Genomic DNA, 24197 nt, shown 5'->3' with positions numbered 1-24197 from the left:
TCCTGTCACCGGAGGTTGCAATCTCTGATTGGTGACAAGCCGGGTGGGATTGCAACAACCGGCTCAACTGGTACACCGGCCTCCCGAAGGAGTCCCACCCGGCCCGTCATAAAACGGTATGAAATCTGGGTGTGTTGATACAAAAAAAGACGCTTTAACGTGCGTCTTCTGCACCAATTGATTTGTGTACCGGGGTTGCAATCCCGACGTCGCATTGACGCAACAAAAATATATTTTATTATTCCATGACTGTCCATAAATTTATTTAACAATCCAAAACAAATAGCGGTAAACTAACGGTAAGAAATCAGGAAAAACACACGCATGACTTTTAAAAACAATCTATTACAGTCTACCGATACCATCTACATGGAGATGGCCCACTCTCTGGCCAAACTATCAAAGTGTGTGCGCCTGCAGGTGGGCTGCCTGCTGGTCAAGGATGGACGAGTCCTCTCCACGGGAGTTAATGGCACACCATCGGGCTACATCAATTGTAATGAAGCCGACTACGAAGAACACCACGCCTGGTCGCTTCGTCATGAGATTCATGCTGAACTCAACGCGGTTATCTGGGCAGCAAGGCTGGGCACCCCCATTGAAGGAGCTACCGCTTATGTGACCCACAGCCCCTGTGATCAGTGCACCAAGAACCTGTTAGCGGCGGGAATCCAGCGCATCGTTTACGATATCCAGTATGACCGCAACCCTCAGGAAGAACTATCCCGGTTCTGTCGGGAAAACGGAGTCGCTATCGAGCAGGTCACCATTAACAAATCGTAGGCTTACCTTATCACGGAACGTTTCGGGACAGCCTCCTATATAATATCTGAGACATGGTGTGGATCGATGAAACTACGAAAGTCATAGAACTTGTCTGCCAAGTTGCAATAGTCATCAGGGGAATAGCCATACAGTGCCCGACAAGTCTGGTCTTTTTCCCTCTGGCTGGTGAATTCCCAATGAATATCTTTCATCACATGAGCTGCGGTTGAAAATTGAGCGCCTAGCTGTACACGAAATTCAGGATGAACGTGATCGATCAGATATTGAATGTCCTTTTTCAACAAGCCGGGATTACTGAACCAAAGCGATGAAGGCGAACACTGAAAGGCATACTGAAAAATTGACTCCACTTGTTCACGCACACATTGCAAAATAGATAACCGCAACTCTGCTTTTAATGCCTGGATCGATTGACCAGAACGATGGCATTGAGCATAAAGTGCATAGTTATCAAAACTCTTACACCGCAAAAGCCACTCTCTGTTTTGTATAAAATGTAACTTTGCTACCGGGTTAGCTATCTTAGCCACATATTGATTGATGATTGCCAAAATCCCATCATAATCCTCTCGACCAATGTCAAGAAGGAGCAGGCGATTGGTTAAATCATTTCTGAAAGCACGGGTATACTCCCAGTGACGCTCAACTTCTTTTATTGAAAAGCCAACAGGAATTCTAACCCCCTGATCCACAGTCAGCCAAACCGGCCCGGACTTTCCAGTGGCCAGTTGCCATGGAGTCTCAATCAGATTCGGCTCTTGATTATTGGCTTTTTCATCAAATTCTGATCCACTGTTACTATTATTGTTAATATTTCGTTCTGATTTGAGATCCTGTACTTGAATAGAAAAATGTTTCTCTGCATACACGTCAGCTGACTTTATTTTCGAGAAAGTTTCCTGACAAGTTACCCTTCTGTCGGCAGCATGCGGACTCTTTTTCATACCTTTACTTTTCCTGACCGGTCTTCTTTCAGGTTTATTTTCCACAACGCCTTTAGTATAAAATTGAGTATCTGCATCAGATTTAATATCCTTTAACTGATTCTCCAATTCCGAAATTTTTTCACCAACCAGTTTCAACTCCATGGGAATTTTAAACCTTAGCGATCTTATATTACTTTCACTTTCCTGCTTAAGTAAAAAACGCTGGTAAGCTTCCCACTGCTTTAATGATCCTGACAGATCTCCGCGTTTTTCAAGCAACATGGCATAATGTTTATTCATTTCAGGCCTTGAGCCAATCACGGTACGATAGCTAAGTTCTGCTTTGTGGATCAATTCCATAAATTGTTCACTTGATTCACCCTGAACGCTGGCAAGCTTTTCGTAAAGAATACCTAACAATGCTTTTATACAAACATCTTTAATATTGTTCTTTTCAAGAAACTGGATGGCCAATTGGTATTTACCCTTTGATGCCATGGAAAGCCCGAAATAAAGTTCTTTATTTTTATGTTTGGTAAATTCAAGAAGTGCTGATGCCCTGGTGGGATCACCCATCATAAAATAATACAGGGCCATTCTTTCAGAACACAGTTGTGCAGCCGGCGTCGATCCGCACATCACTATGTAAAAATCATACGCTTTATCCATGGATTTCTTGACCATTCCAGCGCATGGATTATTGAGATCACTTATTTCATAATGAATGAACTCCAGATATTCAAGCGCTTTTTCCGGATTCAAGGTAGTTGAGTAAGGCCAATGGGATAAACCAAGATCATTCCAAACCATGATTAACAGCGCAAAAGTATTGTACTTTGCAGAATTATCAGCAACACTCTTAAACGCTCCAACATCCTCAAGAGTTTCTGCGATGATAAAACAGGTACTTTTTGCCAGTGCAATCTCTGATTCTTGTTTAGGGCTTTTCTCCAACGCCGAGTATAGCGTGGCCAACTGGTCCCTGTAATTGGTTTTCCAGCGAAAATTCATCACAAATCCTGAAGCGAGAAGCCTTAAAACCCAAAAGTCTGCGACACGACAGATTCCGCTGTTAATACTGGCAACCACCATTTTTTGCATAATAGTACCGTAATCCCTTGCCTTCTCGAGGGAGACTAATCTTGTACCATTACTTTTTAAACCAGAGTAGCCAAGCCTTAATACAGTGCACTCCATAACCAACCTACTGTAAAGATGCGCTAATGTTTGTAGACAGGCAAAATAGGCAATCTCTTTCTCATAAACTGACAACTCTGTTTCTGATAAAAGCTCGTTAAAGTAATCATCAAAAATGTTAATATTGACTAAATTAATCAACCCGCAACTAGAATCGTTGCTAAATTCCTGGTAAAGATGATGAAAAACAATCACTATTTTATCAAGCTTTGTCAAGATAAAGTCAGACCCCACTCCTCTGATCGTTTCTCCCGACTGCTGTCCCTTTGTTGTGATGTTTTTAACAACGGATTGGGATTCAATCGGATATTGATCCCCCTCTATGTCATTGTAAAATTCATTGCCAAGTTTTTCAGAAATGGAGATGATTCTATCCTGGATATTTTTGTACTCTTTTTCACAGAATGACTCTGAAACAGCAGCACTGGAACTACTGTTATCACGATTTTCTTCTAATGCGTTAACTATTTTTTTCAACTCGCCAACACTCTCCACAAACGACTGGTTCATATCAAAAATCTCACCAACTTTTTTCAACAGTTTATCAGCTTCCTTTAAATGTTCTCTAGCGGAACGTAGCTTCTTTAAATAGTCAACGCTCGATTCAGAAAAGTATTTATCATTATCAGGAAGCCACCACAAATCCAGCACCTTTATGAGAGCACCACCATTTGATGATCGCGGTATCAAGTCTCCAAGAGAAAAAACCTTATCAAATGCTTCCTCCTCACTTGACATACCATACAACATTCTTGAGAGGATATTCTCCTGAATATACAGTGCAGCTAATTTGAATCTTGTCAATTCCTTATGGGGAACATCGCCATGAATCCCGGTGAGATCAATGATCTGTTTTTTTATTTCACCCAGCTTCCGAACTGACACGTCCTGGTTCAGAACAGTTTCTTGTTCACGTTGTTCAGTATCCTCCAGTTTGATGCCCTGTAATGCATCCTCACATAGTGAGACTTGAACTGAATCACCCTGGTTTGATTTCAATAGTGCATGCGTACTGACTCCATGAGATGGATCGGACGCCACAATGACACAAGCATCCCTGTCATCAATACTTTTCCCATTGCCATCTTTGGACGCGCCCACATCAGTGATTGCTTTTTCACCAACCAGGATCGTTGGTGTGACCCTTGCCGGATGTGCATCAGAACACTTTTCGCCATCACCAAAGCTATGTCTTGCCGGCGTGTGGCTGCTACTCAACGGATCCATAACTGATCACCTGCTTATCTATTAATAATTAATTAGATACCGCCGGGTAAGGAACGTTTCATTAAACTGGAACTATGGGTCATAGATTTACATAACCTATATAGTCATATTTCTTTATGCCCCATTAGAAACCAGAAGCGGTCGGGGGTTGAGTTCTGCTACTATAGCCTGCTAGAAAAAATAACACTGGTTACCTTCCATGCTGCAAGCTACACCACACCAAAAAAAAGCCTTCTCTGATTTGCAACAACTGCTGGAAAAAAGGATTCTTATTCTTGATGGTGCCATGGGTACCATGATCCAGGGCTATAAACCAGGGGAAGCTGACTATCGTGGTGAACGCTTTGCCAGTCATGCCTGTGATGTAAAAGGCAATAATGACCTTCTGGTGCTGACTCAGCCGGAGATGATTCAACAGATCCACCGGGAGTACCTTGCAGCCGGTGCCGACATTCTGGAAACCAACACCTTTAATGCCACTGCCATCGCCATGGCGGATTACCAGATGGAAGATCTGGTACCGGAAATCAACCGTGAAGCCGCACGGCTTGCCCGTGAAGTCGCTGATGAATTCACCCGGGCGAACCCGGATAAACCCCGTTTTGTGGCAGGTGTTCTTGGCCCAACCAACAAAACCGCTTCCATTTCCCCGGATGTCAACAATCCCGGCTACAGGAATACCAGCTTCAATGAACTGGTAACCGCTTATCAGCAGGCCGCAACCGCATTGATTGAAGGCGGCGCGGATATCCTGTTGATTGAAACCATTTTTGATACATTGAATGCCAAAGCCGCCATTTATGCCGTTCGTGACCTGTTTAGCCAGCTGGGTTTCTCCCTGCCGATCATGATTTCCGGTACCATAACCGATGCGTCTGGTCGAACCCTGTCGGGTCAGACGACGGAAGCCTTCTGGAACGCGGTGGAACATGCCCAGCCAATATCCGTTGGATTGAATTGTGCCCTGGGGGCCAGTGAGTTACGTCCGTATCTTGAAGAACTGTCGAATTGCGCAGGCACCTGGATAAGCGCTCACCCTAATGCTGGCCTGCCCAATGCTTTTGGTGAATATGACCAGAGCCCGGATGAGATGGCAGAGATTGTCGCCGAGTTTGCCCGCTCCGGTCTGGTCAATATTATTGGTGGCTGCTGTGGTACCTCACCGGCACACATTAAAGCCATTGCCGAGAAGGTTGCTGACATTCCCCGTCGAGCCATTCCGGTTAATCCGGTGGCCTGTCGTTTAAGTGGCCTGGAGCCGTTTACTATCGATCGCGACTCACTGTTCGTCAATGTCGGTGAACGCTGTAACGTGACCGGTTCCGCCCGCTTCAAACGGCTGATTATTGAGGAAGATTACCACACAGCCCTGGATGTAGCCCGTGATCAGGTGGACAACGGTGCCCAGATTATCGACATCAACATGGATGAAGGGATGCTGGACGCCAAAAGTGCCATGACCACATTCCTCAATCTGGTAGCTTCCGAGCCGGATATTTCCAGAGTTCCAGTAATGGTGGACTCCTCTAAATGGGAGGTCATCGAAGCAGGACTGCAATGCATTCAGGGCAAGGGTATTGTCAACTCCATCAGCCTGAAAGAGGGTGAAGACATTTTCCGCAGGCAAGCCCGCCTTTGTCGCCATTATGGTGCAGCCGTGGTTGTAATGGCCTTTGATGAACAGGGTCAGGCGGATACCGAAGCCAGGAAAATAGAAATATGCCAGCGTTCCTACGATATTCTGGTCAACGAGGTTGGTTTCCCGCCCCAGGATATTATTTTTGACCCCAATATTTTTGCGGTGGCCACCGGTATTGATGAGCATAATAACTACGCCGTCGATTTCATCAATGCGGTTCAGTACATTCGAGAGCATCTGCCCTATGCCATGAGCTCAGGCGGTGTCAGCAATGTCTCCTTCTCTTTCCGGGGCAACAACCCGGTTCGGGAAGCCATTCACGCCGTCTTTCTTTACCATGCCATCAAGGCCGGACTGACCATGGGCATTGTCAATGCCGGCCAGCTGGCGATCTATGAAGCCATTCCCGAAGCGCTGAAAGACAAGGTTGAAGACGTCATTCTCAACCGTTCAGCCCATGGGACTGAAGCACTGCTGGCCATTGCGGATCAGTACCGCGAAGGTGGTTCATCCGGTAAGAAAGAGGAAGATCTGGCCTGGCGGGAATGGCCCGTTAACCAACGTCTTGAACATGCACTGGTCAAAGGCATTACCACCTGGATCGTTGAAGATACCGAAGTGGCCAGGCTAGAAGCCAGCCGCCCGATTGAGGTAATTGAAGGCCCACTGATGGATGGCATGAACGTGGTGGGCGACCTGTTTGGTGCCGGCAAGATGTTTTTGCCCCAGGTGGTGAAAAGTGCGAGGGTTATGAAGCAGGCGGTGGCTCACCTTGTGCCCTTTATTGAACAACAGAGAGCTGGAGAGGAGAGCGTCAACAGTGCCCGCTCCAACGGCAAGATTCTGCTGGCGACCGTAAAAGGTGACGTACATGACATTGGCAAAAACATTGTCGGTGTGGTTCTGGCCTGCAATAACTTCGAGGTTATTGACCTCGGGGTCATGGTTCCCTGTGAAACCATTTTGACCACCGCAGTGGAACAAGACGTTGATATCATCGGGCTCAGTGGCCTGATCACCCCATCACTGGATGAAATGGTTCATGTCGCCAGTGAAATGCAGCGTCAGGGCATCAAACGCCCACTGATGATTGGCGGAGCCACCACATCACGGGCGCATACCGCCGTTAAAATTGAGCCCCGGTTCCAGGATGATCTCGCCATCTATGTCACTGATGCGTCACGCAGTGTGGGGATTTCAACCCGGCTGATAAGTGAGTCTCTAAAGCCCACCCTGATCAAAGAGACCCGTTCCGAGTATGAAAAAATCCGGATTCGTCACGAGAAACGCAGCAACAAACGGGCCCTCCTCACTTATCAGGAAGCATTGGATAATGCCTTCAAACCGGACTGGTCCCGTTACCAGCCACCGGTTCCAACATTTACCGGCGTGAGAGTGTTTGATGACGTCCCGCTGGATGAACTGGTCGATTACATCGACTGGACTCCGTTTTTTATCACCTGGGATCTGGCCGGCAAGTTCCCGGCCATCCTGGAAGATGAAGTGGTCGGTGAAGCGGCCACCAGCCTTTATCAGGATGCACGTCAGATGCTGGATAAGCTGATCAATGAACAGTTGATCAGTGCAAGGGCAGCGATTGGCTTCTGGCCTGCCAACCAGGTGAATCATGATGACCTGGCCATCTACAGTGATGAAACCAGAAGCGACGTCAAAGCAACACTGCACCATCTCCGCCAGCAAGGACCAAAACCGGAGGACAAGCCTAATTACAGCCTATCTGACTATGTGGCACCGGAATCGTCCGGTTTGCCAGACTATGTGGGCGGTTTTGTGGTAACGGCAGGTATTGGTGCAGATGAACTGGCCAGGCAATATGAAGAAGCGGGTGACGACTACAACAGCATCATGGTCAAGGCACTGGCAGACCGTCTGGCGGAAGCATTTGCTGAATGCCTGCATGAAAAAGTAAGAAAAGAGTACTGGGGCTACGCGTCCAATGAGCAGTTCAGTAATGAAGAGCTGATCAAGGAGAAATACGCCGGCATTCGTCCAGCACCCGGTTACCCTGCATGCCCCGACCATACGGAGAAAGCCACACTGTTTGCTCTGCTCAACGGTGAAGACAATACTGGCGTGTCACTTACCGAGCACTTTGCCATGATGCCTGCGGCCAGTGTCAGTGGCTGGTATTTCTCCCATCCAGAAGCGAAGTATTTCGGACTGGGTAAAATCGGTAAAGACCAGCTGGCTGTGTACGCTGAACGTAAAGGCTGGCCCTTAGATAAAGCTGAACGCTGGATCCGGCCCAATCTTGCCGATCAGACCTGATGGTTCTGTTCAGTCACCGGAGGGCAGTTTGCCCTGATACTTTTCATTCCACAAGCGTTGAGGATCTATGCTGCGGGCCAGATTACAATCGCGTTCCCTGTGATGCTGTAACAGCTGTATCAGCTCTGATGCCGGTTGCCTGATGCTTTCAGGCCCGTCACTCCGCCCGGAATTTTCGACTTTTTTGATATTTCCTGAAAAATTACAGTCAGGGCAGAACAATGACGGGAGAACAGAGAACCCGGGCGGATCACATGGCACCAATCCAGCCCGGGCGATTACCGATACAAGCCATGTTATATTATCCACTTTTGAATAATCATCACGCCACAATTGATGAAAGAGTCTCATAGCGTCTATACTTATGACTCTTTCTCCCTTGAACCATTGTTGAAATGCCTCATAGCAATACTCAACAGACCGGTTACGGTAAACGTCCCCAACCCACTTTTCTTTACTATTAAACCGAAAAGCCAACGCTGAATAACATTCACTATTGAAGCCAACAAAATCCACCAAATTAACCTCCTTTTTATGATCAAGATCTAACTCAAGATGAACGCCCATGTAGTTAATATACAAATGTTCCAAATCCTTATAACCTAAAGCTCTTGGTACAATCTCCCCTTTTCGAAAATCTGCACTTAAAACAGTCTGGAATTTGATGAACTCTGCATAACTTCTGTCCAGAAGTCTTCCTGTGTCAAACAGCTTGTTTATTTTCATACCATCCAGACTGGGAATACTCTCATCAGGCAAGCGCTGGAATGCCATCGCCTTTACCCATTCACAGAATTCCTTTTTCACGATTAAAACGTTGTTGATATCCAGTCGATCAATACGTTCATGCATACATGTTGAATATTGGATACTATCATCAAGATCAGTAAGCGCCCTCATCAGATCTTTGTAAATATCTGCAAAAGGACAATTTAAAAAACTAACATCGGATAATAAGCACGTTTTTGGATGTTGTTCCAGTCTATCGTGAAGGGGTGACAATAGCTGATTAAGATAGTGTTTCTTTGTGTCATCAGCCATCACTGTTGAGCTTTGATTTTCCGAGATATAGTTATCAAATTGCTCCTTCACCAACCTCAGTTCGTTGTTTAGACTCTTCAGGTTATGAATTGAACATTCCTTGATAGAATCTTCCATTTCCTCCATATCCTCAGTTTCGCAGCTTAAATCCAACGACTTTACATAATCAAAGACTGAACGAATAGGAGCATCAGAGATGGTTTTCTCAACGGCCATTTTAACTGCGGGAGATCGCTCCATAATCCGCAGGAATCCACTGAGCCACCTTAACAGGTTAATACTCAGGGGAAATTTGCACTGTTCCGGGCTAATAATGCACTCCCCCTTGCGAACAGCCCGTGACAATGCCATAACCTCAGCAGTGGTTAATAGTTGTCGGCTTTCCAGTGTTGATAAAAAGTGGAGACTGTCGGCCACAGAACCGGATATTCCACAGCCCCTGATAGCCCTGTCCTGGATAGATTTAAACAAAGAGACCGCATTGCCTTTGCGGTCAAACTGACTATTGACCAATGGTGTATTGGCAACATCAGCAATGGCTCTTGGTAAATCCTGTACATATGGCGGCTTTGATGATGTTATGTCCATAATAATCCAATGTTTGTGTAGATTTTTAATTAACTATCCAGATTAGACTTTTTTTTCACCGATAGTTCACCAGACTGGAGATACTGAAGCTTAATGAAGCAAAGGCTTGCCACCATTTTTCAGTTAGGATTTCCCATCATGCTGGCCATGCTTTCGCAGAGCATGATCAACCTGGTTGACACCGCGCTGGTGGGCCCCCTTGGAGAGAATGCCCTTGCCGCAGTCGGTGCTGGCAGCTATGCGAACTTTGTTGCCCTATCGTTGATGACCGGACTTTCAGCGGCTATTCAGGCTCAGGTTGCTCGCCGCGTTGGTGCGGGCCGTCTCACCGAATGTGCCATGCCGACCAATCACGGATTAATCATCGCATTCTGCTTTGCCTCACCACTGAGTATTATCCTGGTAATGACGGCTCCCTGGTTGCTGGAATTATTTGATCAAAGCTCCCCCAGCTTTACCGGGGAAGCCACTGACTATTTTCAAATCAGGGTCATGGCGCTCACCGCCGCTGCGATGAATCTCTCATTTCGAGGTTTCTGGAACGGCATTGGTCAACCAAACGGTTTTCTTAAACTGCTGGTCTGCACTCATATTTGCAATGTGATTTTCAGCTTTATACTGATATACGGAAAACTTGGCTTGCCTGTTATGGGTGTGCAAGGCGCCGCTCTGGGGACCTTACTGTCCATGTACCTGGGCGCCCTGCTCAATCTGTGCGTGCTCAATAAACGAGCGAGACAATTCGGATTCCTGACTCACTGGAAAAATTGGGCATCATTTAAACGTCTGGTTTATCTGGCTATTCCTGACTCCCTGCAACAGACCCTGTTTGCCCTTGGCATGATGATGTTGTTTGCCATCGTTGCTCAATTAGGTATCCGTGAAATGGCCATTGCCCATGTGTTACTGAATATCTCTCTGTTTCTGATACTACCCGGCCTCGGCCTCGGAATGGCCGCCAATACCTTGGTCAGCCAGAGTCTTGGAGCTCGGGAACCAGAGGTTGCCTGGCGCTGGGGGCAGGAAGTCATGTATACCGCCAGCGCGGTGTTACTGGTACTGAGCCTGCCGTTAATTTTTGCGCCTGAGGCAGTGTTGTCACTGTTTCTTCATGACCCGTCACTACTGGCAATGGGTTTAATTCCACTGCAATTAACCGGCATAGGCGTTGTTCTGGATGCCCCCTCTCTGGTATTTGTTCAGACCTTACTGGGTGCAGGTGCCAACCGAACCGTTCTCTGTATCCGGTTTGTTGCTCAGTGGCTAATCCTGTTGCCTCTGTGCTGGCTCATAGGCCCGGCATTGGGGCTTGGTCTTACGGCACTCTGGACCGTACCGACGCTGCAGCGAATGGTTACCTCCATAAGTTTCCTGGCAGTCTGGCGTTCACGACGGTGGAGTAACATACAAGTGTGAAATAGTGTTAACGAAGTTTGAGTTGAAATTAAAATCAGAAATTTTCCAATTAATAAACTTTTCAGCCCCGTATGGGTCTAACTGATCGTTCTGTTCCCAAAGCCAAATGCTTGTGGTATCTCATTAAAAACCGGTCCGTGTGCGAACCCATGACCACCATCGTCACTTTACTACTGCTCCCCCCTTTTCTGTTTCTGCTGATCGGTCTCTACCAATTGAGATCAATCCACAGTTTTTCATCCTTTGCACTTGATCGTAATGCCTTTGGGACACTGGCCATCTATTGCACAATCCTGGCCAGCGGCGTTGGCGCTGGCATGATTATGGGCAATGCCGAGAAAGCGTATCAGGGCGAATGGGTCTACCCTCTGGGCAGCCTGGGTTTTTCACTGCAATTATGGCTAACCGCACGACTGGCTCCCAGAATTTATCAATGGCGTCATTGCCTCTCCTTTGGTGAAATTCTTGGCCGGGTTTATGATGGCAACGATATCCGCAGCATCAGTGGCACACTCTGGCTGATTTTTTGTCTGGGCATCGTCACTGCCCAGGTGATTGCCATGCAGAGAGTCGTGAACATGCTGGTGCCCGGCTGGGAATTACCAGTTGCTTTATGCCTGATCACCAGCGTTATCCTCTACAGCAGCTTAGGTGGTGTGCGCTCCGTTGTGACGACGGACATAATACAGGCTATCCTCCTGCTGTTTGCTCTGGTGGCGTTGATTGTTTGGGGGATATGGTTTCTTGGTGGGATTGAATCAACTTACCAGCAGTTGCAGCTGAAATATGTTGATAGCCCTGTTAGTGGTAAGACACCCGCTTTACTGGTGATTTTTCTGGGTTTCCTGTTGGGCGATGCCCTGATTCCCATTTCCGTTCAGCGGGTCACCATGGCTCGCAGTCACCGGGAAGCCAGTAAGGCATTGCAATTAACGGCGGGAGTTGTCTTGGTTATCACTTTGTTTTGTGGGTTGATCGGTGTCATTGCCAATCTTCTGGAACCCGGACAGCAAAGCCATCAAACCTTCAACATCCTGTTGAGCTCACAACCATTCTGGCTGAAACTGCTGACCGTCGCAGGCTTGCTGGCCGCCGTCATGTCTTCTTGCGACAGTTACCTGAATACAGCCGCCATCGCATTCTCCAATGATATATTGCCTGCCTTCAGAAGCCACCTAACCGACCGTCAGCGGCTCATTCTCGGGCGTATCGCTACTTTAGTGATCGGTGCTGGAGCAATTCTTATCGCCCTGAATGTGAATGATATTCTTGATGTATTGCTGAGTACGTTCGAATCCTGGGGGCCAACCTTGCTTCCGCCACTCTTTGTTGCACTCTTTTACTCCAGACTCCCAAAACGGAACTTCTACCTGCCCTGCATCTCAGGCATTGTCTGCCTTTTCCTGTGGAAATGGCTCGCCCCCGAGTCGATCGGTGCCTCGGGAGGTCTGTTGGCTGGTACAGCGGGTAATGTTTTCTGTACAATCCTTCTGCTCTGGCGAACAAGAATTAAAAAAGCGGTTGTCATATCATGGCATCCCCACCCTTGAATAGACTATTTTACATCCATCACAAACTATTCTTCTTGCCGAATGTCTAAAGCTTTTAAGATTTATAGATTCCTGAAACTTCAGTAAGGGGATAAATTGTAAAGGAAGCGAGTTGTATGTCTCAGGCTGAAATTGTCCACCATTCGAGCAGTAATGAAAAAGCGCGGGCTTTTTTAAAAGGTGCCGCAGCAATCATTCCGCTGACGGTCGCCGTGCTGCCATGGGGTATCCTGATGGGTTCTCTGGCCATCGAGTCGGGTTTTGATCCTGTTCAGAGTCAGGCATTATCCGGCATCATTTTCGCAGGTGCCGTCCAGCTGGCCATTATGGGTATGATTCAGGCCGGAGTTGGTCTGGGCAGCATCCTGATTTCAGCCCTGCTCATCACCTCCCGACACTTCCTCTACGCCATGGTGATGCGTAAGAACATCAGTCCACTACCCCTCAGATGGCGTCTGGCTCTTGGCTTCCTGTTAACCGATGAACTGTTTGCCATTGCCAACCCCGGCCAGCTGAAGCGCTTTGACCGCTGGTATGCACTGGGTGGAGGGCTATGCTTCTATCTTGGCTGGAATCTTGCCACCCTTGGCGGCATTATCACCGGAGAGAGCATTGAAAATCTGGATGCTCTCGGACTGGATTTTGCTATTGCCGCTACATTCATTGCGCTTGTTATCCCGACCATCAAAAATGCCCCTGTCCTGGTTTGTGTGCTCACGGCGCTGGTGACATCGGTCATTTGTGAGGTAATGCATATTCAGGCTGGCCTGCTGATCTCAGCCCCGATGGCAATGATGGCTGGTTTTGCCTATGGCAAAGCAACGGCCAGAGGAGAAAGTTAATGGATACCTGGGTTATTCTGTTCATCGTAGCGGCCCTGGTTTTTGGCAGTCGCTTTCTCCTGATGGAGCCTTGGTTACCACTCAAACTCAGTGAGCCTATTCAACAGGTATTGAGTTATTCAGCGCCCGCAGTGCTAACAGCCATTGCGGCACCAATTGTGTTTATTCGTGAGGATAAACTCAACCTGTCCATGGGCAATCATTACCTGATTGCCGCCATTATCGTGGTGTTTCTTGCCCTGGTAACAAGAAACACGTTATTGACCGTTATCCTGGGCATGCTGTCATTTCTGGTCTTAAGGCAGATACTATAAGGCCCATTTTCAGTTTATGTACAAATTACTTTCAGCTATATTCCTTATTCTTCTCGCTGCCGGAGTTCTGGCCCGAAGCTTCGATCTGTCAGTATACAAAGATGGCTACTATCTGCGCTACGAATTCCCACGTTATAGCAATGTGTCCTGGTTTGAAGTAACACTGGGTAAACGCCGGGGTTTTGCAGGGATGATTGATCAAGTAAAAAATAAAGCCAGCAAATAATTACCGGCTTGATTTTTTATGCGCAACAGCCTGATTACTTTTTACCGGAGCCTGCAATCGAGCTCATCAGCTTCGACACGGACTTTTTAAAATCTTCAATGGCCGAAATCCCCAGCTTTTTGACATCCATCAGGTGAGGCTCTGCCTTGTCAAAGTACTCATCAAGATGATCCACTTCTTCATGTTGCATATCCTGCCGTTCAGCTTCCAGCTCTTCTTCAAGACGCTTCAGGGTTGCCTTGACCTCTTTGATTTGAGCCTTCAACGCCTTCTTGTGCGCCTTGTATTGCTTGAGTGTTGTCATCATCTTCTCCTCAGGCAGTTATCGCGATCAGCATAGCGGGCAGAATAAAAAAGATACCCACCACATAGACCAGCACCATCCATTTATTCCGGCTGGCCACCTGAGCAAAACGACGGGCAAGGGTTGGCGGTATATTGCGAAGGAATGGAATGGTGTAAATCAGCAGTACCGCTGAAACATTAAACAACAGATGAACAAGTGCTATCTGCAAGGCAAATAGTCCCATGACTCCCTGGACTGCTGTTGCCGCCAGCAAGGCGGTAATGGTCGTGCCGATATTGGATCCCAGGGTAAATGGATATATCTCCTTAAGCTTGAAAATTCCATTTCCGGCAAGCGGTACGATCAGGCTGGTGCAGGTTGAGGATGACTGCACGGCGATGGTCATCATCATACCTGAGAAAATACCGGTAGCAGGCCCCTGCCCAATTGCTTTGTGCAGAATCTGTTTAGCTTTTCCCACCATCAGAAGCTTGAGCAGTTTGCCCAGATAGATAATGGAAATAAAAATAAAGGCCAACCCGGTCAGGGCCAGGCAGACACCCGCCCACAAGTCAGGCAAAGCGTCATAGAGTCCCTTGAACAGATCGACAGAAGGCCCGGTCAGCACTTTAACAAAGTTGAAGCCTTTGATACTCACAGAGTCACCACCGACCAGGATACTGACCAGAAGATCAGAGGTCTTGGCCAGAAACCCCGTCATAACCTCCAATGGAAGAAAAATAAAAACCGCCATCAGATTGAAAAAATCATGAACAGTCGCGGCAGAAAACGCTCGACGAAACTCTTTTTTCTTGCCGATATGCCCCATACTTACCAGCGTATTGGTAACAGTAGTACCAATATTGGCCCCCATAATCATCGGAATAGCGATGGCAACCGGAAGCCCCCCCGCAACAAGACCAACAATCACCGATGTCACAGTACTGGATGACTGAACAACCGCGGTTGCCAGTGCACCTGCCACCAGCCCCATCACCGGGTTGGTGGCAAAAGTAAACAACTGACGTGCACCATCAGCACCACCGGAAGCCCACTTAAAGCCGGAACCTATCATCCCGACAGCGACCAGCAATAGGTAGATCATCAGCGTAACCAATAGCCACTGAACAACCTGACCTTTCGATTGCGTCAACTCGCCTGTATAACTGGGTTGCATTTGGACATCCTGCAAGGTGAATTCACTCAACTATCCAGAAACACTGGACGCCATGGCACAAAACTGAATTAATAATTAAAATTATTATTCCATTTAAGTAGGACAAGCATAAAGAAACCGTATGAGAGTCTCAAGCCTGTCCCAAATAGGACTAAAACAAGAAAACTGCTGACAGGAATTCCAACAGTGAAATGATCAGACCCGCTCCTTGAGGAGCAACATCATCCCCTGATTTCCCGTTACCGAGACTTTGCTACCCTGTGATACAGACCTGTCTGACTCGACCTTCCAGAGTGTATCGCCAATCTGAAGTTTACTCTGCCCTGCTGGTAAGTCATGCTCAAGCACAATGGTTCGGCCAATCAGCTGCGATGCCCGATTATTTAATTCAGGGCTGTCGCTTCTGTTGTTCAATTTACGGAACAGTTTCCAATAGGCGAGAGAAAGCAGCAAACTGCCAATACCAAAAATCACCAACTGAACGGGCCAGCTCATATCAGGTACCAACCAGAGCCAGAAAGAGACAACCGCTGCAGCGGCCGCACTGCCCAGCAGGAAACCACCAGCACCCAGCGCCTCCGCACCTAAAAAGACAAAGAGCAGAATCAACCAGTGCCAGGGTTCCAGAGTCATCGCAATAACCATCACGTTTCCTTTTTGCTTACCTTCTTATTTCCCTTGTCACTTCCGTTATCAAGACTGGCTTCTGCCACCAGCTCTTTGATTCCAGCGATTGAGCCAATCAGGCTACCCGCTTCCAGGGGCATCATGATCACCTTATTATTCTGCGCAGAGGCAACATCCTTCAGAGCTTCTACGTATTTCTGAGCAACAAAATAGTTAATCGCCCGGTGATCACCTTCGGCAATAGCCTTGGATACCATAGCCGTTGCCACCGCCTCCGCTTCTGCCAGTCGTTCCCGGGCTTCTGCTTCTCGTCTGGCCGCTTCGAGCTCACCTTCCGCTTTGAGGATCTGTGCCTGCTTTTCACCTTCAGCCACTTTAATGGCTGCTTCCCGCGCTCCTTCCGCCTCCAGGATCTGGGCACGTTTATCCCGTTCGGCTTTCATCTGTCTTGCCATGGCTTCCACCAGATCTTCAGGCGGGGCAATATCGCGCAACTCAATCCGGGTAACTTTCAAGCCCCAGGGATCGGTGGCTTCATCCACTTTTATCAGCAGCCGCTCATTAATTCGATCCCGGTTGGAAAGCATTTCATCCAGCTCCATTGATCCTAATACCGCTCGGATATTGGTCATCACCAGATTTTTCATGGCTCGATCAAGATCGTTAACCTCATAGGAGGCCTTAACGGCGTCCTGGACCAGGTAGAAACAGACCGCATCCGTGGTCACCTGGGCGTTATCGGCACTGATCACCTCCTGGGGCGGGATATCCAGGACCTGCTCCATCATGTTCATTTTTTTACCAACAGAATCAATCACGGGCACAATAACATGCAGCCCGGGCGTTAACGTACCGGTGTATTTGCCAAAACGCTCGACGGTGTAGTTATACCCCTGAGGAACAATTCGTACACCGGTTGCAATAAGAACAGCAACAAGCACTATAAAGGCCATTGCCGTGATTTCCATACCCATAGGTGACTCCTGTTGGCAGACTTTATTTATTCAGTCCTGTTATCTTATAAAGTACGAAACGACGAGAGATTTACACAATAAATCAGATAATTAACATCACTTGATAGCAAAGCACTTCAGGATAAAGGCATAATTAAAAGCCTCTTCATCGATCCACTCATAACGTTTGCTGGCACCGGCATGGCCAGCATGCATATTCATGTTCAGTAACAACAGGTTATCATCCGTTTTCAAATCCCTTAAGCGCGCCACCATCTTGGCTGGCTCCCAGTAAGTGACCTGCTCATCGGATATCCCCGAGTTGAACAGCATCGGGGGATAATCCTTTGCCTGCACATTGTCATAGGGAGAGTACTGCATAATATAGTCAAAGTCGCCGGCACTGGTCACAGGATTGCCCCACTCCTCCCACTCAGGGGGGGTCAATGGCAAGGAGGCATCGCTGATCGTATTAATGACATCAACAAAAGGGACATCAGCAATCACGCAGCCAAACAAGTCCGGACGCAGGTTGGTCACGGCTCCCATTAGCAAGCCACCGGCACTGCCACCATTGATGGCAATCTGTCCTTTATCGGTATAACCCTGCTCAATCAGATACTCCGTTGCATCAATAAAGTCATTGAAGGTATTCATTTTATGGCGCATTTTGCCATTGAGATACCACTGATAACCCTTGTCATCACCGCCACGAATATGGGCTGTTGCGTAGACAAAGCCACGATCTACCAGACTGAACAGCTTTGATGAAAAACCTGCGGTCATGCCATAACCGTAGGAACCATAACCATAAACCAGAGCTCGATGAGAACCATCCTTGACCAAACCTTTTTTATAAATGATGGTCACCGGAATCCGCTCACCATCCCGGGCTATGGCATACTCTCGTTTAACTTCATATTTTCCCGGATCAAAGTTAGGTGCCTCACGGGTGTATACTGCCGTGGTTTGGACACTGTTCAGGTCCAGTTCAAGAACCGTGCTGGGCATAATTGGCGAGGAATAATCCAGCCGCACGGTTGTGGCGTTATGATCCCAGTCACCGGAAAAATGCAGTTGATAGGCTTCATCAGGCATGGATACTCTCTGCCTGTTCCCGGACACCATATCCTGTACCACCAGCTCATCCAGCGCTTTTTCGTTATTTTTCTGCTCAATAATCAGGTAATGGTTGTAGAAATGAATATCATTAAGGCTGATGATGTCACTTTCAGCCTGAATCAGATGCCAATGTTTCTGGTCCCACTGGTTTACCGACGTTTTAAACAGCTGGAAATTATTGGCACCATTGAGATTGGTTAGAATATAAAAGTTCTCTCTATAGTGATCAAGGTTAAACACGACATCATCAGTACCGTGGGCAAACAAACGAAAATCGGTTGATGTGTGGGGAGCAACATAGACGACCTGACTGGAACCGCTGTTGAGGAATACCATAACGTATTCACGGTCTGTGGTTTCCGATAGCGACAGGAACATCCCGTCAAACTCATCCGGTTTGGAGAATACCAGCTCTCTCTTGTCCGGACCCTGATGAATATTAATTTCTGAAGTTACGCAGCTAACAGCTCTCTCAGCTGCCCCAACGAAGCTTTCAGCCCTGCCATATAGATTTTGGCTCTGAGCTGAAAGTGATTCAGATTTACTTTCAATGACAATACTTCCAACCTGAAGGCTGAGTAAATTGAAAGAAAGATATGATTACTCTGTGTTCTCACAGTATGCGCCGGTGACTTGGCCATTGACGCATTCGATTTCAGCGTTGGCTCTATTTTGATTACGAACTGCTCTACAGTGAAAACTGACTGTAGGTCACGAAAAACAAGGATTGGGCAACATTACCGGACAATATGCTGACAACCTTTGTAGATAAAGGGCTTCAGCAATGTTCAACCCAGTAGCAGTCTGAAATCCTACAAGAGCCTCAGCGTTTTATGGAAGACCTCGACTTTCCACCGTTTCTCGTAGATTGCCTTGAGAGTCTCGGCATCACAGTCAAGATCGCTGCAAACCAGATAGAGAATGCCTGTGCTTCCGTCTTTGTTTTTAAAGACCTGACGGTATAGCAGAACAGGGAAATCGACACCTGCTATCCACCCTTGTACAGGCTTATCTTCTGAAAAATCAACAGTATCTATACGCTGTGAACGGCCTTGTAATTTGTCGTCCAGACTGAGGGATACCTTGCGGTTTGACTTCATCGCCATCAGGAAATGTTTATTACAGTCGTGTCGAATAAACATCATATTGTCGTTTGAGCAAAACCAGCTATCTGCAAGGACATAGCGGAACATAAGCTGGTTATGGCAGCAAATCATCAGCATCTCCCGCATCATTTCATTTTTGGTTTGCTCTGCATATCGTCTTACCTTTTTTGTCTTCAAGTCGGTGTACAGGATGGTTTTCTCGATCAATTTATAGGCGACAGGAATCGACGCATCTCCGGCATGGTAGTGTGCATTGAGCAGATTTATACCTTTCACGGTGCGATTTTTTGTATGATCAAAATGCCAGGTGTTCAGGGCATTCTCTTTGCTGAACTGCTTTTCCTGAATCGTATCGTCAAAGATCAAAACCCCATCACTGCACTCAACCTGTCGCACGACGGGTTTAACGTAAAGCCATAAGTCACGACTGGTAAACTCATTGTTTGAAAGCAATCGGGTGAATTGGTCATGACTGTAGACATTATCCAAAAGCTCTGACACTCCCGTTGCAGTGGTCTTCCCAGACGACGACAACAGGTAGTCAGAATAAAGTTCTATGAGATCATTTTTCATGCCACCAATAATGGCTGATTTTCAGCAAGGTGCGTAACTTGAGTTCATAAACTGGAAAGTCTGCTGTTGGTTTTTCAGTCTGAAAACCACCAGCATATTGCTGCCCTGGGTCGGGCGTTGTCAAACTTTGCTGAGCCTATGAGTAGTCAATTGCCACTGTCAGCGACCGCTGACGGTGAACATCTCTTGTACTGGTTGCTCCCGATCAAACACGCTGGCTTTACCAGGCAGGTGACGGCGCAACTACCGCAATGGTTAGCCCAAAATAGCGCAGGGCTGACACTTGCCCAGCCGTTTGAGATGCAGGCTTATGCTTTTTTGCCGGGGCAAAAACGTGCTGAAAAGCTCAATAACAGCCAATGCATCGTCGTACCAGCCACGCCCACCACAACGCCCACCAAGACTTCCACCACAACGCTCACCAGCGCAGCAGAGGTCGGTAATGTTTCCTAAGGTGCTATTACTGACCGCTATTCTTGTGGAGATGGTTCTGCTGTTGGTCGCCCTGTTACTGATGACCACAGACGTATCAAATAGCCTGCTGGCTCTCTTGTTGGTTGCTCATATCGTCACCTGTGTCATTTATATCAATGGGCTGGAAGCCGTACTGCCTGAAAAGTTACGTAACCGACCAGTAAAAGAGAAATCAGGGCTGTTTCTGTTCGGTTTTTTTATCCCCGTATTGAGCCAGATCGCATGTGTGTTGATGTTTATGATGATGGGGCGATCAGGGAACCGGCAAAAAAACCGGCTGTTCAGTTATGGTAACCTGCCAGAGTTACCCATGCGGTCGCGACTCACTGAAAATGGCAGGCAGACAGACCTACTGCTAGTCAGTGCCAATCTTGAAGAAACGTTACATGATGCATCCCAGGATGCGCAGCGGATTGATGACCGTGTCCGTGCCATTATGTCAATCCGTCATCTTAACCACCACAGGGCTGTCCGGCTGCTCAGGGAAGCACTGAAGGATCCGGCAGATGACGTACGACTGTTGGCGTATTCAATCTTAAGCCACCGGGAAAAATTGATTCAGCAGGAAATTGCCAGCCTGAAGTCCGGACTCAGCCATCAGCATACCCATTACCAGATCAGCTTATTAAAGAGACTGGCACAACTGCACTGGCAACTGGTTGACCAGTCCCTGTTGCACGATAACGAGGCCAGGCAATTGGCAGCGGATCAGGCATGCCAGTTCGCCAACAGTGTATTACAGCAAGGCCATGATCCTGATATGCAGCTGTTGCTGGCCCGTTATTATCTGTGGCAAGAGACACCGGAGTCGGCCCGTTTCCATCTCCTGCAGCCTGGCAATGACGGAAGTAGCGAACGAAACACCCGCCCTAGCCAGTTCCTCCACCGGGAATGGGGACAATTATTTACCTGATTACCACTGATCGTACGTCATGACACAGGGAAAGATAATTTAAGAATATACGTGCAGCTTTTCATTCTTTATGTCTATAACCCGGTAAAGAAATAATAGAACCTCTCCAGTATTACCGGTGGAGCAGGCATCATGACGGCTTGTTCTCCAGATTATCAACTAAATTCGGTTTCATAACCGCTCCGAACAAGCAAAGACCCACATCATCATTCGAAATAATGATATTAATACGTCAACTGACTTTCAATTATCGGTTGATGGCTAACCCGGTTTCCACTGGACGTCTGGCAGTTTGAGAAGTCGATCCGGCATCGGTGCTGTATTGACTGCAGCCCGACCTAGCCTTGAGATCATTGAAGGCATATCAAAACGCCGGTTAAACCGATAGTTGAACTCTGATAGATAACGGCCCAGATGCTTGGGGTCGAGCTTATGGTAAGTACCGGTAATCGCTGTTTTCACGTTTCCCAGCATGGTATTTACCCAGGTGAACAACTCATTCTCCATGGATGCATGCCCACCACCGGTAATGATGGCTGTGTGCTGGCATCCGGCATCTTCAATACCCCGGAAACAGGACAAGCCATCGCTGACGGCCCGGACACCCTTTTTCAGGGCATGTTCTGCCCACTCCTGAATGGTTTTTCGCCGGAAGTTATCAACGGCATTGAACTTCATGTAGATAGGGTGGTTATCAGCATCTGTCTGAACTGCGGCCACGAAGGGGGCTTTGTTCTCTGAGCCTCTGCCCCGGCGGCCTCCGTGGCGCTCTCCGCCCCAATAGGCGTCATCAATCTGAACAAAACCACTCAACTGCCAGCTGTTATCTCTTTCCATCATGACCTGCATGAGTTTGTGTTTCATGCGCAATGCGGCATTGTAGGAAATGCCAAGTTGTCGATGAAGCGTCAGGCAAGAAATCCCCGCTTTATTCTGGGTGACGAGATAGATACCCAGAAACCAGGTAGCTAGAGGCAGCTTTGTTGAGTCAAAGATAGTGTTACTGGTAAGCGAGGTTTGGCAACGGCAGCAATTGCACTGGAATTCAGCTTTCCGGTGAAGCTTGCAGAAACTGCGGGAGCCACACTTCGGGCATTGGAAGCCATCTGGCCAGCGCCAAGAGGACAGCGCGTTCTCACACTGCTCTTCACTGCCGTAATTAGCCAGAAATTGCATAATGCCAAGGCCTTTTTGGAACTGAATGGTGTTTTTACACATCAGTTTTACCTCCAAAACACATGACTATCGACGTTTATTATAGCAGCTGGCTCACGACGTAGGGTCGGTGGTAATCAGGATTATTTATGGCTCTGCGGCAACCGGAGCCCGTAGCCCAGGTGCCGATCAATTTTGGGCTTCAGTCCACTTCTTCCGAGGATGCTTCCCTTGAACCAGCAGACAGTTGATGTACTTTTCCTGTTGGAAGGCACTTACCCCTTTGTTCGTGGTGGCGTTTCCAGCTGGATTCACGAAATGATCAAGGCATCCCCCGAGATCCGCTTTGGGATTATGTTTATTGGTGGCTCACCGGAACAGAACACCGTGCAGTATTATCAGCTTCCTGATAATGTCGTTTACTTTACCACCTGGTTTCTCAGTCAATCGGCCGGGCAAAACCCCGACAGGGTCGCCACCGCTGATCCTGATACCTTCGAGGGTGTGGAGGCGTTTCATCATCAGCTTAAGGCGTGGCATCCGGCCGATGGCAGCCCGGATATCATGCCCTGGGTCTGTCAGGCGCTCAGCACTGGTGATCATCTGAATCATGGCAGTTTTCTGCACAGCCACCATGCCATGAATATGGTGAATGAACTCTACCGGGAATACAGCACAGAAGCGTCTTATCTTACTGAAGTTACGCAGCTAACAGCTCTCTCAGCTGCCCCAACGAAGCTTTCAGCCCTGCCATATAGATTTTGGCTCTGAGCTGAAAGTGATTCAGATTTACTTTCAATGACAATACTTCCAACCTGAAGGCTGAGTAAATTGAAAGAAAGATATGATTACTCTGTGTTCTCACAGTATGCGCCGGTGACTTGGCCATTGACGCATTCGATTTCAGCGTTTTATGGAAGACCTCGACTTTCCACCGTTTCTCGTAGATTGCCTTGAGAGTCTCGGCATCACAGTCAAGATCGCTGCAAACCAGATAGAGAATGCCTGTGCTTCCGTCTTTGTTTTTAAAGACCTGACGGTATAGCAGAACAGGGAAATCGACACCTGCTATCCACCCTTGTACAGGCTTATCTTCTGAAAAATCAACAGTATCTATACGCTGTGAACGGCCTTGTAATTTGTCGTCCAGACTGAGGGATACCTTGCGGTTTGACTTCATCGCCATCAGGAAATGTTTATTACAGTCGTGTCGAATAAACATCATATTGTCGTTTGAGCAAAACCAGCTATCTGCAAGGACATAGCGGAACATAAGCTGGTTATGGCAGCAAATCATCAGCATCTCCCGCATCATTTCATTTTTGGTTTGCTCTGCATATCGTCTTACCTTTTTTGTCTTCAAGTCGGTGTACAGGATGGTTTTCTCGATCAATTTATAGGCGACAGGAATCGACGCATCTCCGGCATGGTAGTGTGCATTGAGCAGATTTATACCTTTCACGGTGCGATTTTTTGTATGATCAAAATGCCAGGTGTTCAGGGCATTCTCTTTGCTGAACTGCTTTTCCTGAATCGTATCGTCAAAGATCAAAACCCCATCACTGCACTCAACCTGTCGCACGACGGGTTTAACGTAAAGCCATAAGTCACGACTGGTAAACTCATTGTTTGAAAGCAATCGGGTGAATTGGTCATGACTGTAGACATTATCCAAAAGCTCTGACACTCCCGTTGCAGTGGTCTTCCCAGACGACGACAACAGGTAGTCAGAATAAAGTTCTATGAGATCATTTTTCATGCCACCAATAA

Annotated in this window: 20 protein-coding genes; 10 read left to right on the top strand and 10 right to left on the bottom strand. The window is 47.5% G+C overall.

Annotation, left to right across the window (positions count from 1 at the left end; all coding sequences use genetic code 11):
* Nucleotides 1–324: 324 nt before the first annotated feature.
* Nucleotides 325–783 (top strand): deaminase, encoded by a 459-nt coding sequence (locus tag MJO57_RS14295; protein ID WP_252026256.1) that lies wholly within the window; start codon nucleotides 325–327, stop codon nucleotides 781–783.
* Nucleotides 784–818: 35 nt separating this feature from the next.
* Here MJO57_RS14295 and MJO57_RS14290 read toward each other — a convergent pair whose 3' ends face one another.
* Nucleotides 819–4136, bottom strand: coding sequence for a hypothetical protein (locus MJO57_RS14290; protein ID WP_252026254.1), 3318 nt, complete (start codon nucleotides 4134–4136; stop codon nucleotides 819–821).
* 199 nt (nucleotides 4137–4335) lie between these two features.
* Here MJO57_RS14290 and metH point away from each other — a divergent pair, with 199 nt between their 5' ends.
* Entirely contained in the window at nucleotides 4336–8064 is a 3729-nt protein-coding gene (gene metH / locus MJO57_RS14285) for a methionine synthase (RefSeq protein ID WP_252026252.1), read from the top strand.
* 9 nt (nucleotides 8065–8073) lie between these two features.
* On the opposite strand, the gene MJO57_RS14280 is transcribed toward metH, so the two are convergent.
* Nucleotides 8074–9693 (bottom strand): hypothetical protein, encoded by a 1620-nt coding sequence (locus MJO57_RS14280; RefSeq protein ID WP_252026250.1) that lies wholly within the window; start codon nucleotides 9691–9693, stop codon nucleotides 8074–8076.
* A 93-nt stretch (nucleotides 9694–9786) separates the two neighbouring features.
* On the opposite strand from MJO57_RS14280, the gene MJO57_RS14275 reads away from it, so the two are divergent.
* The 5 genes from MJO57_RS14275 (at nucleotide 9787) to MJO57_RS14255 (ending at nucleotide 14041) form a co-directional block, all read left to right on the top strand.
* Complete coding sequence (locus MJO57_RS14275) at nucleotides 9787–11109, top strand: MATE family efflux transporter (protein WP_252026248.1); 1323 nt, start codon at nucleotides 9787–9789, stop codon at nucleotides 11107–11109.
* 149 nt (nucleotides 11110–11258) lie between these two features.
* The gene (locus MJO57_RS14270) at nucleotides 11259–12659 is read left to right on the top strand and encodes a sodium:solute symporter (protein ID WP_252026246.1); all 1401 of its coding nucleotides are present in this window, start codon (nucleotides 11259–11261) and stop codon (nucleotides 12657–12659) included.
* Nucleotides 12660–12775: 116 nt separating this feature from the next.
* On the top strand, nucleotides 12776–13501 hold the full coding sequence (locus MJO57_RS14265) for an AzlC family ABC transporter permease (RefSeq protein WP_252026244.1): 726 nt from the start codon (nucleotides 12776–12778) through the stop codon (nucleotides 13499–13501).
* Nucleotides 13501–13815 (top strand): AzlD domain-containing protein, encoded by a 315-nt coding sequence (locus MJO57_RS14260; RefSeq protein ID WP_252026242.1) that lies wholly within the window; start codon nucleotides 13501–13503, stop codon nucleotides 13813–13815. Before MJO57_RS14265 ends, MJO57_RS14260 begins: the two co-directional genes overlap by 1 nt.
* A gap of 16 nt (nucleotides 13816–13831) precedes the next feature.
* Nucleotides 13832–14041: a hypothetical protein gene (locus tag MJO57_RS14255; protein ID WP_252026240.1), complete on the top strand. Its 210-nt coding sequence runs from the start codon at nucleotides 13832–13834 to the stop codon at nucleotides 14039–14041.
* Between the two features lie 34 nt (nucleotides 14042–14075).
* On the opposite strand, the gene MJO57_RS14250 is transcribed toward MJO57_RS14255, so the two are convergent.
* The 6 genes from MJO57_RS14250 to MJO57_RS14225 form a co-directional block, all read right to left on the bottom strand.
* A complete protein-coding gene (locus MJO57_RS14250) occupies nucleotides 14076–14348 on the bottom strand; it encodes a hypothetical protein (RefSeq protein WP_252026238.1) in 273 nt (90 codons plus the stop codon).
* A 7-nt stretch (nucleotides 14349–14355) separates the two neighbouring features.
* On the bottom strand, nucleotides 14356–15504 hold the full coding sequence (locus MJO57_RS14245; protein ID WP_252026236.1) for a Na/Pi symporter: 1149 nt from the start codon (nucleotides 15502–15504) through the stop codon (nucleotides 14356–14358).
* A 195-nt stretch (nucleotides 15505–15699) separates the two neighbouring features.
* On the bottom strand, nucleotides 15700–16149 hold the full coding sequence (locus tag MJO57_RS14240; RefSeq protein WP_252026234.1) for an NfeD family protein: 450 nt from the start codon (nucleotides 16147–16149) through the stop codon (nucleotides 15700–15702).
* Complete coding sequence (locus MJO57_RS14235; RefSeq protein ID WP_252026232.1) at nucleotides 16149–17105, bottom strand: SPFH domain-containing protein; 957 nt, start codon at nucleotides 17103–17105, stop codon at nucleotides 16149–16151. The genes MJO57_RS14240 and MJO57_RS14235 overlap by 1 nt, the downstream gene beginning before the upstream one ends.
* A 96-nt stretch (nucleotides 17106–17201) precedes the next feature.
* Nucleotides 17202–18644, bottom strand: coding sequence for a prolyl oligopeptidase family serine peptidase (locus tag MJO57_RS14230; protein ID WP_256493346.1), 1443 nt, complete (start codon nucleotides 18642–18644; stop codon nucleotides 17202–17204).
* Between the two features lie 374 nt (nucleotides 18645–19018).
* On the bottom strand, nucleotides 19019–19885 hold the full coding sequence (locus MJO57_RS14225) for a transposase (protein WP_252026228.1): 867 nt from the start codon (nucleotides 19883–19885) through the stop codon (nucleotides 19019–19021).
* Between the two features lie 231 nt (nucleotides 19886–20116).
* On the opposite strand from MJO57_RS14225, the gene MJO57_RS14220 reads away from it, so the two are divergent.
* Nucleotides 20117–20338, top strand: a complete 222-nt coding sequence (locus MJO57_RS14220; protein ID WP_252025794.1) for a hypothetical protein — start codon at nucleotides 20117–20119, stop codon at nucleotides 20336–20338.
* A complete protein-coding gene (locus MJO57_RS14215) occupies nucleotides 20328–21272 on the top strand; it encodes a HEAT repeat domain-containing protein (protein ID WP_252026226.1) in 945 nt (314 codons plus the stop codon). The genes MJO57_RS14220 and MJO57_RS14215 overlap by 11 nt, the downstream gene beginning before the upstream one ends.
* Nucleotides 21273–21533: 261 nt before the next feature.
* On the opposite strand, the gene MJO57_RS14210 is transcribed toward MJO57_RS14215, so the two are convergent.
* Nucleotides 21534–22490: an IS1595 family transposase gene (locus MJO57_RS14210; RefSeq protein WP_252017306.1), complete on the bottom strand. Its 957-nt coding sequence runs from the start codon at nucleotides 22488–22490 to the stop codon at nucleotides 21534–21536.
* 168 nt (nucleotides 22491–22658) lie between these two features.
* On the opposite strand from MJO57_RS14210, the gene pelF reads away from it, so the two are divergent.
* Nucleotides 22659–23198, top strand: coding sequence for a GT4 family glycosyltransferase PelF (gene pelF, locus MJO57_RS14205; protein ID WP_252026224.1), 540 nt, complete (start codon nucleotides 22659–22661; stop codon nucleotides 23196–23198).
* Here the strand turns inward: pelF and MJO57_RS14200 are convergent.
* Nucleotides 23128–24186, bottom strand: coding sequence for a transposase (locus MJO57_RS14200; RefSeq protein WP_252017920.1), 1059 nt, complete (start codon nucleotides 24184–24186; stop codon nucleotides 23128–23130). The two genes, pelF and MJO57_RS14200, sit on opposite strands and share 71 nt — an antisense overlap.
* Between the last annotated feature and the right edge of the window lie 11 nt (nucleotides 24187–24197).

It is taken from the genome of Endozoicomonas sp. SCSIO W0465 (assembly GCF_023716865.1).
Lineage (GTDB): Bacteria > Pseudomonadota > Gammaproteobacteria > Pseudomonadales > Endozoicomonadaceae > Endozoicomonas.
Note: the sequence above shows the minus strand (reverse complement) of the source record. Positions and strands in the feature narration are given on the sequence as shown.